General features: G+C 62.0%; 14 protein-coding genes. 8 read left to right on the forward strand and 6 right to left on the reverse strand.

Features of this window, described 5'->3' with window-relative positions; all coding sequences use genetic code 11:
* Window positions 1–20: 20 nt before the first annotated feature.
* Window positions 21–956: a drug/metabolite exporter YedA gene (gene yedA / locus F8N49_RS04490; protein ID WP_151550902.1), complete on the forward strand. Its 936-nt coding sequence runs from the start codon at window positions 21–23 to the stop codon at window positions 954–956.
* Window positions 957–1,008: 52 nt separating this feature from the next.
* A complete protein-coding gene (locus F8N49_RS04495; protein WP_024014423.1) occupies window positions 1,009–2,349 on the forward strand; it encodes a DEAD/DEAH box helicase in 1,341 nt (446 codons plus the stop codon).
* Window positions 2,350–2,552: 203 nt separating this feature from the next.
* Here the strand turns inward: F8N49_RS04495 and F8N49_RS04500 are convergent, their stop codons facing one another.
* Window positions 2,553–3,794, reverse strand: a complete 1,242-nt coding sequence (locus F8N49_RS04500) for a TIGR03862 family flavoprotein (RefSeq protein ID WP_151550903.1) — start codon at window positions 3,792–3,794, stop codon at window positions 2,553–2,555.
* Between the two features lie 294 nt (window positions 3,795–4,088).
* Complete coding sequence (locus tag F8N49_RS04505) at window positions 4,089–5,009, reverse strand: histone deacetylase (RefSeq protein ID WP_073475620.1); 921 nt, start codon at window positions 5,007–5,009, stop codon at window positions 4,089–4,091.
* Window positions 5,010–5,091: 82 nt separating this feature from the next.
* Here F8N49_RS04505 and F8N49_RS04510 point away from each other — a divergent pair, with 82 nt between their 5' ends.
* The 3 genes from F8N49_RS04510 (at window position 5,092) to F8N49_RS04520 (ending at window position 7,232) form a co-directional block, all read left to right on the forward strand.
* The gene (locus tag F8N49_RS04510) at window positions 5,092–5,661 is read left to right on the forward strand and encodes a GNAT family N-acetyltransferase (protein WP_151550904.1); all 570 of its coding nucleotides are present in this window, start codon (window positions 5,092–5,094) and stop codon (window positions 5,659–5,661) included.
* 111 nt (window positions 5,662–5,772) lie between these two features.
* The gene (tesB, locus tag F8N49_RS04515; protein WP_016773073.1) at window positions 5,773–6,642 is read left to right on the forward strand and encodes an acyl-CoA thioesterase II; all 870 of its coding nucleotides are present in this window, start codon (window positions 5,773–5,775) and stop codon (window positions 6,640–6,642) included.
* Window positions 6,639–7,232: an HAD family hydrolase gene (locus F8N49_RS04520; protein WP_016773074.1), complete on the forward strand. Its 594-nt coding sequence runs from the start codon at window positions 6,639–6,641 to the stop codon at window positions 7,230–7,232. Before tesB ends, F8N49_RS04520 begins: the two co-directional genes overlap by 4 nt.
* A gap of 142 nt (window positions 7,233–7,374) precedes the next feature.
* Here F8N49_RS04520 and F8N49_RS04525 read toward each other — a convergent pair whose 3' ends face one another.
* Both F8N49_RS04525 and F8N49_RS04530 read right to left on the reverse strand, forming a co-directional pair.
* A complete protein-coding gene (locus F8N49_RS04525; protein ID WP_122750937.1) occupies window positions 7,375–8,328 on the reverse strand; it encodes an alpha/beta fold hydrolase in 954 nt (317 codons plus the stop codon).
* Window positions 8,329–9,213, reverse strand: coding sequence for a neutral zinc metallopeptidase (locus F8N49_RS04530; RefSeq protein ID WP_110646124.1), 885 nt, complete (start codon window positions 9,211–9,213; stop codon window positions 8,329–8,331). It abuts the gene before it with no gap.
* Between the two features lie 390 nt (window positions 9,214–9,603).
* Between F8N49_RS04530 and F8N49_RS04535 the strand changes: the two genes are divergently transcribed.
* Window positions 9,604–10,482 carry a DMT family transporter gene (locus tag F8N49_RS04535; RefSeq protein WP_122747548.1) on the forward strand — a complete coding sequence of 293 codons (879 nt, stop codon included), beginning with the start codon at window positions 9,604–9,606 and terminating at the stop codon, window positions 10,480–10,482.
* A gap of 121 nt (window positions 10,483–10,603) precedes the next feature.
* On the opposite strand, the gene F8N49_RS04540 is transcribed toward F8N49_RS04535, so the two are convergent.
* Entirely contained in the window at window positions 10,604–11,938 is a 1,335-nt protein-coding gene (locus F8N49_RS04540; RefSeq protein ID WP_041477757.1) for an MFS transporter, read from the reverse strand.
* Between the two features lie 274 nt (window positions 11,939–12,212).
* Here F8N49_RS04540 and quiC point away from each other — a divergent pair, with 274 nt between their 5' ends.
* Together quiC and F8N49_RS04550 are read left to right on the forward strand one after the other, a co-directional pair.
* Complete coding sequence (gene quiC / locus F8N49_RS04545) at window positions 12,213–14,114, forward strand: 3-dehydroshikimate dehydratase QuiC (RefSeq protein ID WP_073475563.1); 1,902 nt, start codon at window positions 12,213–12,215, stop codon at window positions 14,112–14,114.
* Window positions 14,115–14,216: 102 nt separating this feature from the next.
* Window positions 14,217–14,894, forward strand: a complete 678-nt coding sequence (locus F8N49_RS04550; RefSeq protein ID WP_016773079.1) for a TetR/AcrR family transcriptional regulator — start codon at window positions 14,217–14,219, stop codon at window positions 14,892–14,894.
* A 117-nt stretch (window positions 14,895–15,011) separates the two neighbouring features.
* Here the strand turns inward: F8N49_RS04550 and F8N49_RS04555 are convergent, their stop codons facing one another.
* Window positions 15,012–15,866 carry a shikimate dehydrogenase gene (locus tag F8N49_RS04555; RefSeq protein WP_151550905.1) on the reverse strand — a complete coding sequence of 285 codons (855 nt, stop codon included), beginning with the start codon at window positions 15,864–15,866 and terminating at the stop codon, window positions 15,012–15,014.

Genomic DNA, 15,866 nt, shown 5'->3' on the forward strand with positions numbered 1-15,866 from the left:
ATCTGACTGTCGAGCTTCCCATGCCTGCCTTGCGCCGTTTTTCCCTGCCGTTGATCGCTGCGTTTTTTGCGTTGTACGTGATCTGGGGGTCGACCTATCTGGTGATTCGCATCGGCGTCGAATACTGGCCGCCGCTGTTGCTGGCCGGGGTGCGCTTTGTCATTGCCGGCAGCTTGATGTACGCCTGGCTGCGCTGGCGCGGGGCGCCGGCGCCGACCTGGGCGCAGTGGAAAGCGGCGGGGCTGGTCGGCATTCTGCTGCTCAGTTTTGGGAATGGCGCGGTCAGCGTGGCGGAGCACACCGGCGTGGCGTCAGGTGTCGCTGCGCTGGCGGTGGCGACGGTGCCGCTGTTCACCTTGTTGTTCGGTTACTTCTGGGGCGCGCGCAATACGCGGCTGGAGTGGGCGGGTGTGGCGCTGGGGATTATTGGCATCGCCATGCTCAATATGGGTTCCAACCTGCAATCGAGCCCGCTCGGTGCGATGTTGCTGATTTTCGCGGCGGCGAGCTGGGCGTTCGGCTCGGTGTGGAGCAAATACCTGCCATTGCCGGCGGGGGCGATGGCCAGTGCGGTGGAAATGCTCGTCGGCGGCGTGGTCTTGCTGATCGGCAGTGCGCTGAGCGGCGAGCACCTGCAAGCCATGCCGCCGCTCGAAGGGTGGCTGGCGCTGGTCTATCTGATTTTCTTCGGCTCGATCATCGCCTTCAATTCCTACATGTATCTGCTCAAACACGTGCGCCCGGCGGCAGCGACCAGTTATGCCTACGTCAACCCGGCGGTGGCGGTGTTGCTCGGTGTGGTGTTTGTCGGCGAGACCATCGGCATCGAAGAAGCGCTGGCGATGCTGGTGATCATCAGCGCGGTGCTGCTGATCAGCCTGCCGCAGTGGCGTCGACCTGCGCAGCCACCCGTGGAAGAGGCGAAAGCCGTTCCGACGGAAGCGCGTACGAATTAGGGTAAACTGCGCGGCATTGCATCCCCGCGTCATTTTTTCCTACGGTACTCCCATGACTTTCGCCTCCCTTGGCCTGATCGAACCCTTGCTGCGCTCCCTCGAGACGCTCGGCTACCAGACCCCGACGCCGGTGCAGGCGCAAGCCATTCCGGCGGTGCTGGCCGGTCGCGACCTGATGGCAGCGGCCCAGACCGGCACCGGTAAAACTGCCGGTTTCGCCTTGCCGCTGTTGCAGCTGCTGGCCATGGAAGGGCCGAAAGTCACCGCCAATTCGGCGCGTGCGCTGATTCTGGTGCCGACCCGCGAGCTGGCGGAGCAGGTCCATGAAGCCGTGCGCCAATACGCCGAGAACCTGCCGCTGCGCACATATGCGGTGTACGGCGGTGTCAGCATCAACCCGCAGATGATGAAGCTGCGCGGCGGCGTCGATGTGCTGGTCGCCACACCCGGTCGCTTGATCGACCTGTTCCGCCAGAACGCGCTGAAGCTCAATCAGCTGCAAACGCTGGTGCTGGATGAAGCCGACCGTATGCTCGACCTGGGCTTCTCTGAAGAACTGGCGAACATTTACCGCATGCTGCCGAAAAAGCGCCAGACCCTGCTGTTCTCCGCGACCTTCTCCGATGACATCCGCCTGCTTGCCGGGCAGATGCTCAACGATCCTTTGAGCGTCGAAGTCAGCCCGCGCAACGTCGCTGCCAACACGGTCAAGCAGTGGATCGTCACCGTGGACAAGAAGCGCAAGGCTGAACTGTTCGTGCACCTGATGCGCAAGAACAAGTGGAAGCAGGTGCTGGTGTTCGCCAAGACCCGCAACGGCGTCGATGCGCTGGTGGAAAAACTACAGGGCCTCGGTGTGAATGCTGACGGCATCCATGGCGACAAACCGCAGGCTACGCGCCAGCGCGCACTGGACCGTTTCAAGCTCAGCGAAGTGCAGATTCTGGTCGCGACCGACGTTGCCGCCCGTGGTCTGGACATCGAAGACCTGCCGCTGGTGGTCAACTTCGATCTGCCGATCGTCGCCGAGGATTACATTCACCGCATCGGCCGCACTGGCCGCGCGGGTGCCACCGGTGAGGCGATTTCGCTGGTGTGTGCCGATGAAGTGAACATGCTCTCGGCGATCGAAATGCTGACGCGGCAGAACCTGAAGCGCCAGAACGAACCGGATTTCGAACCCGAGCACCGCGTGCCGGACACCGACGCCAGCGGTCAGGTGATCAAGAAGCCGAAAAAACCGAAGAAGCCGAAAGCGTCGGGCGGTGGCGGTGGTAAACGCAATCTGGGCAAGTGGGTCGACAGCGGCGAGACCTCGGCACCGGAGCCATCGATCAAGCCAGTGCGCAAAGTGCCGGTGTTCAATACTGGACCGCGCAAGCGCAAGCCTTGAGATCAAAGATCAAAAGCCCCTCACCCTAACCCTCTCCCGGAGGGAGAGGGGACTGATTGGGGGATGCTTGTGAGTTACGCCGACCTGATATATCAGATGTGAATGCATAATCGACACGATCGCTCAGGTCGATGCATGACGCCAGACACCTCGGTCGGCTCCCTCTCCTTGGGGAGAGGGCTGGGGTGAGGGGCAGGGGCGACTCAGTTCCCGCGCCGTAACCATTCCAACATCCCAAACCCCGCCGCGCGCCCGCTGGCGAAACACCCGGTCAGCAAGTAGCCTCCGGTCGGCGCTTCCCAGTCGAGCATCTCGCCCGCACAAAACACCCCCGGCAACGCCTTGAGCATCAAGCGTTCATCCATCGCCTCGAACCGCACGCCACCGGCGCTGCTGATCGCTTCGTCCAGCGGACGGGTTTTCACCAAGGTCAGCGGCAATGCCTTGATCGCTCGCGCCAGGAGCGCCGGATCGGCGAAGGTTTCGGCGTCGGTCAGCTCGCGCAACAACGCTGCTTTAACCCCATCAATCCCCACCTGACTGTGCAGATGCTTGGCCATCGAGCGCGAGCCGCGTCGTTTGCTCAGCGCCGCCTGCAATTTATCCACAGGCCGGCCGGGCAGCAGGTCGATGTTGATAACCGCTGCGCCGTAGCGATTGATTTCCTCGCGTATCGGCGCCGACAGCGCATAGATCAGGCTGCCTTCAATGCCGGTCGCGGTGATCACGCATTCGCCCAAGCGCGGGATGTCGTCGTTCAAACCGATGGCAATGTTTTTCAGCGGTGCGCCGGCGAATTTGCTCACCATCAGCTCGCTCCAGGCTTGCACCTCGAAGCCGCAATTGCTTGGCTGCAACGGCGCCAGATCCACGCCGCGCTGCTCCAGCGGCAACATCCACGCGCCATCCGAGCCCAGGCGCGACCAACTGCCGCCGCCGAGGGCGAGCAGGGTGGCGTCGGGGTTTACGCTGATTTCGCCTTGCGGGCTGGCGATGCGCAGTGCACCGCTTGCGTCCCAGCCGAGCCAGCGATGGCGGGTGTGGATAACCACGCCGCTGTCGCGCAGGCGCTTGAGCCAGGCGCGCAACAGTGGGGCGGCTTTCATGTCGGTGGGGAACACGCGGCCGGAGCTGCCGATGAAGGTTTCGATGCCCAGATCGTGAATCCACTGGCACAAGGCATCGGCATCGAACGCGCGCAGCAGCGGGGCGATCTGCGGTGCGCGCTCAGCGTAGCGGGAGAGGAATGCCGGGTAGGCTTCGGAATGGGTGATGTTCATGCCGCCGACCCCGGCCAGCAGGAACTTGCGCCCCACCGAGGGCATGCCGTCGTAAACGTCGACGTGGATTCCGGCTTGGCTCAGCACTTCGGCGGCCATCAGGCCGGCGGGGCCACCGCCAATGATGGCGACGTGAGTGTTGGCGGGGGCGGAATTCTGGGTCATGGCTATGCGCTGCGGTATGGCGGAACAAGGCGCGCATTCTAACAGCGCTGAACCCTGTGGGAGACCCCATGTGGGAGCGAGCCTGCTCGCGAACGCGGTCTGTCAGTCAATTAGATGCTGTAGGTGCAAAAGCTTTCGCGAGCAGGCTCGCTCCCACCGGGGGCTGCGGTGTATTTCGAGGCTGGTTAAAAAATAAACAGTGCGCTGGGCGCCATGCCCAGCCTGGCCTGCAGTCCCTTTCGCTCAGGTTATCCACAGGCAGTTCCACAGCGATTGTGGGTAACGCAGCATATTTCAGTGACAGCCGTGTGAATCCCACACTCGTTGCGCGCTGTGATGGAGGATGCCGTGGCGGCGGGCGAGGGCGTGGCGATCCTTGCTGTAGCCGCCGCCGATCACCCCGACCACCGGGATGTCGCGGCCCAGGCAGTGGCGCATCACCCGTTCATCGCGCTTGGCCACCCCGGCGTCGGTCAGTTGCAGATAACCAAGGGCATCGTCCTTGTGCACATCGACGCCGGCGTCGTAGAGCACCAGATCCGGTTGATACAGCGGCAGCAGGTAATTGAGCGTGTCATCGACCACCTGCAGATAGTCGGCATCGCCCATGCCCTTGGGCAGCGGAATGTCCCAGTCACTTTCGGCTTTGCGTGCGGGAAAATTCTTTTCGCAGTGCAGGGAAACGGTAATCGCCTCCGGCGTGTCGTGCAGAATCCGCGCGGTGCCGTCGCCCTGATGCACGTCGCAATCGAAGATCAGCACGCGATTGACCCGGCCGCTCTGCAACAGGTACTGGCTGATGATCGCCAGGTCATTGAAGATGCAGAAGCCGGCAGGGTAATCGTAATGAGCGTGATGGGTGCCGCCGGCCAGATGACAGGCCAGGCCATGCTCAAGGGCTTGCTCTGCCGCCAGGATCGAGCCGCCCACCGCGCGCACCGTGCGTCGCGCCAGCGCTTCGTTCCACGGCAGGCCGAGGCGCCGTTGGTCTTCGCGAGACAACTCGCCGCTCATGTAGCGTTCGATATAGCTGCGGTCATGGGCGAGGGCGAGGATGTCGTTGGGACAGATCTGCGGGCGCAGCAGGTCGGCGTCGCGGGTCAGGCCGCTGTCGACCAGGTGATCGCGCAGCAGCCGGAACTTGTCCATGGGAAAGCGGTGATCCGCGGGAAACTCGGGGCTGTAGTCTTCGTGATAGATCAACGGCAAGGGCATGGCTTGTTTCGCGCAGAACCAGGGAAAGAATGAACGATCCTACCAGCGATGTAGACTCAACGGCATGGAAATGGAGGGGACGATGGAGCCGATACTGGAGCTGCAAAGCGCGCGCTTGTTGATGCGTCAATGGCAGGACGAGGATTTGCCGGCATTCGCCGCGATGTGCGCCGATCAACAGGTGATGCGCTACTTTCCGGCGCCGCTGACCCGGCTCGAAAGTGCCGCGCTGATCGGCCGCGTGCGCGGGCATTTTGCCGAGCATGGCTTCGGCCTGTGGGCGCTGGAGCGCAAGGACACGGGCGAGTTCATCGGTTTCACCGGGTTGGGCGTGCTCGGCTTCGATGCGCCGTTTACTCCGGCGGTGGAGATCGGCTGGCGTCTGGCCAAGGAACACTGGGGCCTGGGTTACGCCAGCGAAGCGGCGTGGACGGCACTGCGCGCGGGTTTCGACCAATTGAAACTGGAGGAAATCGTCTCGTTTACCGCCGGGCAGAATGCGCAGTCGGAGAAGGTCATGCAGGCGATCGGCATGCATCACGATCCGCAGGATGATTTCGATCACCCCAAGCTTGCGCTCGATCACCCGTTGCGCCGCCATGTTCTGTATCGCATCAGCCGCGAACAATGGCTGCAAACCTTGCATGAATAAGCCGACACGGACGTTTACAATGGCCGCCATCGTATTTGGCCCGTGCCAGAACCTGAATCGTCCGCCGCAGCCAAGACTGCGCGGCCATTGCTTTGTGTGAGGAGAGTCTGAATGAGCCAAGTGCTGGAAGATCTGGTCGATCTGCTGACCCTGGAACCGATCGAAGAAAACCTGTTCCGTGGTCGTAGTCAGGATCTGGGGTTCCGCCAGTTGTTCGGCGGGCAGGTGCTCGGCCAGTCGCTGTCGGCGGCCAGTCAGACGGTGGAAGAGGCGCGCCATGTGCACTCGCTGCACGGTTATTTCCTGCGCCCGGGCGATGCCAAGTTGCCGGTGGTCTATTCGGTTGATCGCGTGCGTGATGGCGGCAGCTTCAGCACTCGCCGCGTGACGGCGATCCAGAAGGGCCACCCGATCTTCACGTGCAGCGCTTCGTTCCAGTACGACGAAAAAGGCTTCGAGCATCAGGGCCAGATGCCGGCGGTGGTCGGCCCGGAAAACCTGCCCTCGGAGCTGGAACTGATCCAGCAGCGAGCGCACCTGATTCCCGAGCACATGCGTGAAAAACTGCTGTGTCCGAAACCGATCGAAGTACGCCCGGTCACCGAAAAGGATCCGTACAACCCGCAACCGGCCGATCCGATCAAATATGTGTGGTTCCGCGCCGACGGCGCCCTGGCCGACATTCCTGCGCTGCACAAATACCTGCTGGCGTACGCCTCGGATTTCGGCCTGCTGACCACTTCGATGCTGCCCCACGGCAAGTCGGTCTGGCAGAAGGACATGCAGGTCGCCAGCCTCGATCACGCGCTGTGGTTCCACAACGACCTGCGCGCCGACGACTGGTTGCTCTACGCGATGGACAGCCCGTGGGCCGGCAACTCCCGTGGTTTTTCCCGTGGCAGCGTGTTCAACCGTGCCGGGCAACTGGTCGCTTCGGTGACTCAGGAAGGCCTGATCCGCCATCGCAAGGACTGGGCATGAGCCTGACCGAGGTTCGTCATTGGGTGTTCGATATGGACGGCACGCTGACTGTCGCCGTGCATGATTTCGCCGCGATTCGCGTGGCGCTGGCGATTCCGCCAGAGGACGACATCCTCACCCACCTCGCCGCGTTGCCGGCGGATGAAGCGGCGGCCAAACATGCCTGGTTGCTTGAGCATGAACGCGATCTGGCGTTGGGCTCGACCCCGGCCACCGGCGCGGTGGAGCTGGTGCGCGACCTGCATGCGCGCGGTTATCGCCTCGGCATCCTCACGCGCAATGCGCGTGAGCTGGCCCACGTGACGCTGGAGGCGATCGGCCTGGCTGACTGCTTCGCGGTCGAGGATGTGCTGGGTCGCGACGAAGCACCGCCGAAGCCGCATCCGGGCGGTTTGCTGAAACTGGCCGAGGCCTGGCAAGTGCCGGCCAGTGACATGGTGATGGTTGGCGATTACCGCTTTGATCTGGATTGCGGCCGAGCAGCGGGGGCGCGGACGGTGTTGGTGAACCTGCCGGATAACCCGTGGCCGGAGTTGACCGATTGGCATGCGAAGGATTGTGTTGAGTTGCGGCGGATGCTGTTTGCCTGACATCTTCGTCGCCTGAGCCGGCCCCTTCGCGAGCAAGCTCGCTCCCAAATTGGATCTTCAGTGCACACATATTTTGTGCATGTCATAGAGCTATGTGGGAGCGAGCCTGCTCGCGAAGGGGCCGGTGGATTCATTAGAAAACTCACTGATCAAACAACGCCTTTTGCCCCTCCGCAGAAGTCAGCATGCCATCCCCGTCATGCCCGACCCCAGGCACCTCCACCAGCCGCTGATTGACCCCCTCAGGATGGCGACGCAGCAAATAACCGAAATACAGCTTCCCGCGCATCAACCGGTAAGCCCCTTGCGCCTCGGCCGCGCAGCTCTTGTCCAGCGCCGGATGTTCCGGGTCGACGTCCTGCTGCCCGAGCAGATAAATCACCTCGCGTTTGACGTAAGCGCTCTCGACCTGCAACGGCGTTTGCCCGCCGGCATACACCGGCATGTCCGCCAGGCCGTACTTCCAGCGATTGAAGCCAGGACATTGCGCGTGATCGAACGCCACTGGCCGCTGCTCGTTGAAGTACGCATAAGAAGAAGGATTGGCCACCACATAGCGCAAGCGAATGCCGTTGGCCTTGAGCGCCGGCTGATCCTTGGCCAGCAGGGCGTAACGCTGCACCACCTGGCCCCCGCCGGAGTGGCCGAAGATCACGATCTGCTTCACGTCCGGAAACTGTTTGCGGTCGCTGAGCCGCGCGACGATTTCGTCCAGCGCCGCGTAGGAACTCAGCGGATTCGGCCCGGTGGACAAGCCGCCGCCCATCCACTCGTTGCCCTGCCAGCGCAGCACCGTCGGCGGCAAGGAATACAGGGTGACGTCGCTTTCATTGAGAAACTGCGGAGCGATCACCAGCGTGTGCGCGGTCTGCCCGGCGAGTTCGGCGGCGCTTTCCGCGCTTTTGCGATAGGTCTCGGCGTTGCGCAGGCGACCGTGAATGACGATCAGCACCCGCTCGATCTTTTCCGGTGCCGGGCCGATGCCTACTGCCATTTCCCCGGCCTTGAGTTGCAGGCGACCGGGGCTGATCGCATCGACGCCGGCCGCTTGCGCGGTGCCGACGATGAACAGTAACGCCACAAGCCATTTATGCATTTACAGGGTTTTCGCCGCGAAGGTGTCGCACTGGCTTACCTGGCCTTGCGCGAATCCGGTTTTGAACCAGCGCACCCTTTGCGCTGACGTACCGTGGGTAAACGAGTCCGGCACCACACGACCCTGACCCTGTTGCTGCAAGCGATCATCGCCGATGGCGTTGGCGGCGTTCAAGGCTTCCTCGATGTCGCCCGGTTCCAGCCAGTTCAAGCGTTTCTGCGCGTTATACGCCCAGACGCCGGCGAGACAGTCGGCCTGCAATTCCTGGCGAACCAGCAAGCCGCCGTCGCCCTCCATCTGCCGGCCTTGCTGACGCGCCGCCTGCATCTTCGCCGAGACGCCCAGCAGCGTCTGCACATGGTGGCCGACTTCGTGCGCAATCACATAAGCCTGAGCGAAATCGCCGGCGGCTTTGAAGCGCTGCGACATTTCCTGAAAGAAGGCCATGTCCAGATAGACCTTCTGGTCGGCCGGGCAGTAGAACGGGCCGGTGGCAGAAGTGGCCATGCCGCACGCGGAGTTCACCCGATTGCTGAACAGCACCAGTGTCGGGTCTTTGTATTGGCGTCCGGCCTGCTGGAAGATCGGACCCCAAGTGTCTTCGGTGTCGCCGAGAATCGAGCGGACGAACTCAGCCTGTTCATCATTGGCCGGTGGCGCCTGGCGGGTTTGCGAAGTAGCCGCCGGTTGCTCCATCTGCCCGGTCAACTGGCCGAGGATCTGCATCGGGTCCTGGCCGGTGAGCCAGCCGATGCCGACAATCAGCACGATGGCCGTCAGGCTCAGGCCCTTGCCGCCACCAAAGCGCATGCCGCCGCCACCGCCGGCATCATCACCCCGGGCGTCGACGACGTTGTCACTGCGTCGGCCTTTTTTCCATAGCATGTGGGAATCCTCTTTTATTGCCGGTGATGAATCTGCTGGTGATGAGTGTTGCCGCTGTGTGAGTGTGGCGCCAGTCCGGTCGTCCGTCCATGCACACGCGCCCACATGGTGCGGGCCTGGTATTGACGGTCGAGCGGGCCGTGAATTCAATCCCGAGTGGAATTTCTTCCGTCGAATTCATGAACCCGCTGTTTCGACGGCAGTCTGTGATGTTGCACACTGGCCGGGCGCCGAAGTGGCGGGAATCTTGCCTCAAGGTTTTGCCTGGCGGCGGTTTCCCGGCGAAGAAGAGTGCAACCTGTGCGGTTGCTGAAAGCTCGGCCGATTATGATTGCCACAACGATTGCCGCCAGCGCGAACGCTCGCCCGGATTTTTTTCAGAGATTGCCAATGACCGTCAGCACCCCGCTCTCCGGTGTCAACCAGCCCTTCAAGGGGATCTTGCTGATTGTCGTGGCGACGTTCCTGTTTTCCAGTCACGACGCGTTGTCGAAATACCTCTCCGGTTTTTATCCGATCGTGATGGTGGTGTGGGCGCGCTATGTGGTGCACACCTTGTTGATGGCAGGGATTTTCCTGCCGCAGTCCGGTTTGCGCGTGCTGCGCACCAAGAAGCCGTTATGGCAGCTCGCCCGTGCCCTGTGCCTGCTCGGCACCAGCCTGTTTTTCACCACGGCGCTGCTGTACATCCCGCTGGCGGAAGCCACGGCGGTCAACTTTCTCGCACCGGTATTGGTCACCGCATTGTCGGTGCCGCTGCTCAAGGAACGCGTGACGCGCGGGCAGTGGATCGCGGTGATCTGCGGCTTCATCGGCGTGCTGATCATCGTCCACCCGGGCGGCGACCTGTTCACCCCGGCGATCCTGCTGCCCTTCTGCTCGGCGCTGTTCTTCTGCTTCTACCAATTGCTGACGCGCAAGCTCGCCGAAGTGGACAGCCCGACCACCAGCAACTTCTTCGCCGGGCTGTGCAATACCCTGGTGATGAGCGCGCTGGTGCCGTTCTTCTGGCAGGTGCCGACGTTGCCTCATGCCGCGCTGATGCTCGCGCTGGGCAGTTGCGGGATGACGGCGCATCTGTTCCTGACCCAGGCCTTCCGTCACGCCGCACCAGCCTTGCTGGCGCCGTTCGGCTATTGCCAGATCGTCTTTGCCGGGTTGTTGGGCTGGCTGCTGTTCAATCACACCCCGAGCGGGTTGACGGTGATTGGTATTGCGGTGATCTGTTGCAGCGGATTGGCGGCAGCGTGGCAGCAGAGCCGGCGCTGAGGAGGAGCAAAGATCCCTTGTAGGAGCTGACGAGTGATACGAGGCTGCGATCTTTTGATCTTAAACAGCAAGATCAAAAGATCGCAGCGTTCCGCAGCTCCTACAGGGGCAATTTAGCGGGTTATTCGACGGTCGGAATCTTGCGCGGTGCCATGAAGTACATCCACGTCAGTGCGAGGAAGTACATCGCAGGAATCAGCGTGAACAGCACCGTGTAGTTGTTGTTGGTGACGGTGAGGATGTGGCCGACGATCTGGGTCATGAACATCCCGCCGATCGCCGCGCACATGCCGCCGAAGCCGAACACCGTGCTCATCATGTGCTTGGGCGTGTAGTCCATCACCAGGCTCCAGATGTTCGCAGTCCAGGCCTGATGCGCGCCGATCGCCAGCGAGATCGCCGCCACCGCCACCCACAGGTTCGCCGAGCCGGCAGCCATGACCACGCCGATGATGCAGCAGGCAAACAGCAACATCGACAGCAGCCGCGCCTTGATCGAGTTCATCCCGCGACCGATCAGGAACGAGGACAGAATCCCGCCGCCGACACTGCCGAAGTCAGCCGTGACGTAGATGATGATCAGCGGAATACCCATCTGCGTCACGTTGATGCCGAGGTTGTATTGCTGATTGAGAAACGGCGGCAGCCAGTACAGATAGAACCAGAACACCGGCGCGGTCAGCGAGTAGGCGAGGGCGAAGGCCCAGGTGCCGCGCATGCGCAGGATCTTGCTGAACGGCACGCGGGCCTGTTCCGGTTCGACTTGCTGCTGGATGTAATCGAGCTCCGACTGTTTAACCGTTGGGTGATCTTCCGGATTGAAGTACTTCAAGCCCCAGAACAACAGCCAGATGCCGCCCAGTGCTGCCATGCACAGGAACGCCGCTTGCCAGCCCCACACATGCAGGACCAGTGGCAGCAGCATCGGCGTGAACATCGCGCCGACGTTGGTGCCGGCGTTGAAGATGCCGGTAGCGACAGCGCGTTCACCGGCCGGGAACCACAGGCGCGTGGTTTTCACACAGGCCGGGTAGTTGGCCGCTTCCGTCAGGCCGAGGATGAAGCGGCAGACCATGAAGCCGACCGCCGAGGTCGCCAGGCCATGGGCGCCGGTGGCCAGGCTCCAGAGCAGTACGGCGCAGAAGAACACGCGCTTGACGCCGACCCGGTCGATCAAACGTCCCTGCAGGACAAACCCGATCGCGTAGCCGACCTGAAACCAGAAGTTGATGTTGGCGTAATCCATCGCCGTCCAGCTCATTTCCTTGGCGAGGATCGGCTGCATGACGCCGAGGGCGGCGCGGTCGATGTAGTTGAGGGTGGTGGCAAAAAACACCAGCGCCAGCATGCCCCAGCGGGTCTTGCCGACGGCCATGGCGCCGCGGATCTTGTCGCCAATGCCACCCGTGGCAGTGCTCATGGCCGGAGCCATGCGGGAAGTCTGTGAAGGAATCATGTGTTCCACCCGTTTTTGGATTTGTTATTTGGTGTTCTTTTCTGTCGAACACCTTGCCCGGTGGTTAGTGGCCGGACTCGATGTGCAACCGATGTTGGGCAGTGAACAAAAAATCGTCAATTCGCCAAATCGCCTTAGTGTTCGATAATCGCACGCAAAACTAACCGGGTAGTACACTTTAAATTGCTGCGCGCAGGGATGCAGCCAATAATTTGCTCATCCTATAAAAGCGGCGCGGCTCACGCAGCCGCCGTCTCCAAACGGGAGTTGAAACATGCAGCGTTCCATTGCCACCGTTTCCTTGAGCGGCACCCTGCCGGAAAAACTCGAAGCCATTGCCGCCGCCGGGTTCGACGGCGTGGAGATTTTCGAAAACGACCTCCTGTACTACGACGGCAGTCCCCGGGAAATTAAACAGATGTGCGCCGATCTGGGGATCGCCATCACCCTGTTTCAGCCGTTCCGTGACTTCGAAGGCTGCCGCCGCGATCGCCTGGCGCGCAACCTCGAGCGTGCCGAGCGCAAGTTCGATCTGATGCAGGAACTTGGCACCGACCTGGTGCTGGTCTGCAGCAACGCCTCGCCGGACAGTGTCGGCGATCAACAAATCCTCGTCGATGATTTGCGCCTGTTGGCCGAACGCGCCGGCGCCCGTGGCTTGCGCATCGGTTACGAAGCGCTGGCGTGGGGCCGTCACGTCAATACTTATCAACAGGTCTGGGACATCGTCCGTCAGGCTGATCACCCCAACCTCGGCGTGCTGCTCGACAGCTTTCACACCCTGTCGCTGAAGGGCGATCCCAGCGCGATCGCCGACATTCCCGGCGACAAGATCTTCTTCGTGCAAATGGCCGACGCGCCGATCCTGGCCATGGATGTGCTGGAGTGGAGCCGGCATTTCCGTTGTTTCCCGGGGCAGGGCGAGTTCGATCTGCCGGGTTTCCTCGCACCGATCATCAAGAGTGGCTATACCGGGCCGTTGTCGCTGGAAATCTTCAACGACGGCTTCCGCGCCGCGCCCCCGCGAGCCAACGCCGCCGACGGATTGCGCTCGCTGCTGTATCTGGAAGAGAAGACCCGTCAGCGTCTCGAGCAGGAAGCGCCGCCGGTGGCCAACCGTGAAATTCTTTTCGAAACGCCGTCCGCCAGCGAATACAACGGTGTGGAATTTCTCGAGTTTGCCGTCGACGAAGCGCTGGGCGCGAAGCTCAGTCACTGGCTGCAACGCCTCGGTTTTGCCAAGGCCGGGCAGCATCGCTCCAAGAGTGTCAGCCTGCTGCGTCAGGGCGATATCAACCTGATCCTCAACTCCGAGCCGTATTCGTTCGCCCACAGCTTTTTCGAAGCCCACGGTCCGTCGCTGTGCGCCACGGCGGTGCGGGTCAAGGACAGCGCCAGTGCACTGGCCCGCGCGGTCGCTTACAAGGGGCAGCCCTATCGCGGCCTGGTCGGGCCGAATGAACTGGAACTAGCGGCGGTGCGCGCACCGGACGGCAGCCTGATTTATCTGGTCGATGCGGACGCCGACGTGTACGGCACCGATTTCAATCTGTTGCCCGACGCGCAGACCGGCGGCGGCCTCAAGCGTATCGATCACATGGCCATGGCGCTGCCGGCCGACAGCCTCGACAGTTGGGTGCTGTTCTACAAAAGCCTGCTGGATTTCGAGGCCGACGATGAAGTGGTCTTGCCCGATCCGTACGGTCTGGTGAAGAGCCGCGCACTGCGCAGTCGCGACAGCTCGATCCGGCTGCCGCTGAACATCTCCGAGAACCGCAACACCGCCATTTCGCATGCGCTATCGAGTTATCGCGGCTCCGGCGTGCATCACATCGCTTTCGATTGTGACGACATCTTCGCCCAGGTCAGTCGCGCCAAGGAGGCCGGCGTGCCGCTGCTGGACATCCCACTGAATTACTACGACGACCTTGCGGCGCGTTTCGATTTCGACGATGAATTCCTCAGCGAACTGGCCTATTACAACGTGCTCTACGACCGTGATGCCCAGGGCGGCGAGTTGTTTCATGTCTACACCGAGCCGTTCGAGGGGCGGTTCTTCTTCGAGATCATCCAGCGCAAGAATGGCTATGCCGGCTACGGCGCGGCCAACGTTGCGGTGCGGCTGGCGGCGATGGCCAAATCCCGCAGCGGTGCGGTGCGTCAGGCGAAGTTGTAGGGAATTCGTAAACGCGGGATCAAACACCGGCTGCGCGGCTTCCTTCACTGTCCCGCGCGGCCCATAATCGCCAGCTTGTGCAGTGATGGCCGTGAGCCCGCGATGACCATGAATTCAGAACTTTCCGCCGCTGCTGTCGAGTCCGACGCAGTGCCGCGCAAGAGTCGCAAGAACAACCCGGAAAAGACCCGCGAAAACATTCTCCAGGAGGCGATCGTCGAGTTCGTCCAGCAGGGCTTGTCCGGCGCCCGCGTCGACGCGATCGCCGAGCGCATCCACACCTCCAAGCGCATGATCTATTACTACTTCGGCAGCAAGGAGCAGTTGTACGTCGAGGTGCTGGAGAAGCTTTACGGCGATATTCGCAGCACGGAAAACCGCCTGCACCTGGACGAGCTGCCGCCCGAGCTGGCGATCCGTCGGTTGGTGGAATTCACCTTCGATCACCATGACCACAACGTCGACTTCGTGCGCATCGTCAGCATCGAAAATATCCACAACGCCGAGTACGTAAAGCGTTCCGATGCGATCAAGGCGCTGAACAACACGATCCTCGACACCTTGGGCGGGATTCTGCAACGAGGCGCGGACGAAGGTTTGTTCCGGCGTGGCATCGATGCGCTGGACGTGCACCTGCTGATCAGTTCGTTCTGCTTCTATCGCGTGTCGAACCGCCACACGCTGGGAGAAATCTTCCAGATCGACCTGCCGGACGAAACGATCAAGCAGCGCCACCGCGAGATGATCTGCGAATCGGTGTTGCGCTACCTGAAGGCCTGACTCGATCTCCCCTGTGGGAGCGAGCCTGCTCGCGAAAGCGGTGTGTCAGTCGCCCTGTTCGTTGACTGAATCGACGCCTTCGCGAGCAGGCTCGCTCCCACAGAGTTACCCTGTTGTTCAGCCATTCATGCTCTGAAAATGCTCGAGCATGCGCTGCGCATCCGGCACCACGCCGCTGAACAATTCGAACGCCTTCACCGCCTGAAACACAGCCATGTTGCCGCCATCCAGGGTGCGGCAGCCCAAAGCGCGGGCGTCGCGCAGCAGTTCGGTTTCCAGCGGGAAATACACAATTTCCGCGACCCACATTTCCCTGCGCAGCAACCCGGCCGGCACCGGTGAACCCGGCAGCTTGGCCATGCCCATCGGCGTGGTGTTGACCAGGCCATCGGCCTGCGCCAGCGCCCCGGGCAAATCCCGTCCCGCCTGCGCGCGACTGGCGCCAAAATGTTGATTCAGATTGTTTGCCAGGCTCTCGGCACGCTCGCGGTCGACATCAAAAATCGTCAATTGCCGTACGCCTTCGCTGAGCAGCGCGTGGGCCACCGCCGCGCCAGCGCCGCCAGCGCCCATCTGGACGACACGTTCACGGGCAGCGTCTGTCAGACCCCGGCGAAAACCCTCGGCGAAACCGAGGCAGTCGGTGTTGTGGCCGACACGCTTGCCGTTCTTCAGCACCACGGTGTTCACCGCGCCGATGCCACGGGCTTCCGGCGACAACTCATCGAGCAGCGGGATGACCGCCTGTTTGCACGGGAAAGTGATGTTCAGTCCGGTGTAATTCATCCGCTCCGCCGCTTGCAGCAAGTCGGGCAGAGCCGTGCTGTCGAGGCGCAATTGATCGAGGTCGATGAGCTGGTACAGATAGCGCAGGCCCTGCGCATCACCTTCGTGCTCATGCAGTGCCGGTGTACGTGAAGCCTGAATCCCGGCGCCGATCAGCCCGGCGAGTATCACCTTGGAACGCGACAT

It is taken from the genome of Pseudomonas sp. GXM4 (assembly GCF_008923895.1).
GTDB classification, from domain to species: Bacteria; Pseudomonadota; Gammaproteobacteria; order Pseudomonadales; family Pseudomonadaceae; genus Aquipseudomonas; species Aquipseudomonas atacamensis.

Excerpts from the sequence above, each read along its gene's own strand:
- F8N49_RS04550 (WP_016773079.1), top strand. The coding sequence starts at position 14,217 with ATGACCATGAATTCAGAACTTTCCGCCGCTGCTGTCGAGTCCGACGCA.
- F8N49_RS04505 (WP_073475620.1), bottom strand. The coding sequence starts at position 5,009 with ATGCCCTTGCCGTTGATCTATCACGAAGACTACAGCCCCGAGTTTCCC.
- F8N49_RS04495 (WP_024014423.1), top strand. The coding sequence starts at position 1,009 with ATGACTTTCGCCTCCCTTGGCCTGATCGAACCCTTGCTGCGCTCCCTC.
- F8N49_RS04555 (WP_151550905.1), bottom strand. The coding sequence starts at position 15,866 with ATGTCGCGTTCCAAGGTGATACTCGCCGGGCTGATCGGCGCCGGGATT.
- F8N49_RS04520 (WP_016773074.1), top strand. The coding sequence starts at position 6,639 with ATGAGCCTGACCGAGGTTCGTCATTGGGTGTTCGATATGGACGGCACG.
- F8N49_RS04500 (WP_151550903.1), bottom strand. The coding sequence starts at position 3,794 with ATGACCCAGAATTCCGCCCCCGCCAACACTCACGTCGCCATCATTGGC.
- tesB (WP_016773073.1), top strand. The coding sequence starts at position 5,773 with ATGAGCCAAGTGCTGGAAGATCTGGTCGATCTGCTGACCCTGGAACCG.
- F8N49_RS04525 (WP_122750937.1), bottom strand. The coding sequence starts at position 8,328 with ATGCATAAATGGCTTGTGGCGTTACTGTTCATCGTCGGCACCGCGCAA.
- F8N49_RS04540 (WP_041477757.1), bottom strand. The coding sequence starts at position 11,938 with ATGATTCCTTCACAGACTTCCCGCATGGCTCCGGCCATGAGCACTGCC.
- F8N49_RS04510 (WP_151550904.1), top strand. The coding sequence starts at position 5,092 with ATGGAGCCGATACTGGAGCTGCAAAGCGCGCGCTTGTTGATGCGTCAA.
- F8N49_RS04530 (WP_110646124.1), bottom strand. The coding sequence starts at position 9,213 with ATGCTATGGAAAAAAGGCCGACGCAGTGACAACGTCGTCGACGCCCGG.
- yedA (WP_151550902.1), top strand. The coding sequence starts at position 21 with ATGCCTGCCTTGCGCCGTTTTTCCCTGCCGTTGATCGCTGCGTTTTTT.
- quiC (WP_073475563.1), top strand. The coding sequence starts at position 12,213 with ATGCAGCGTTCCATTGCCACCGTTTCCTTGAGCGGCACCCTGCCGGAA.
- F8N49_RS04535 (WP_122747548.1), top strand. The coding sequence starts at position 9,604 with ATGACCGTCAGCACCCCGCTCTCCGGTGTCAACCAGCCCTTCAAGGGG.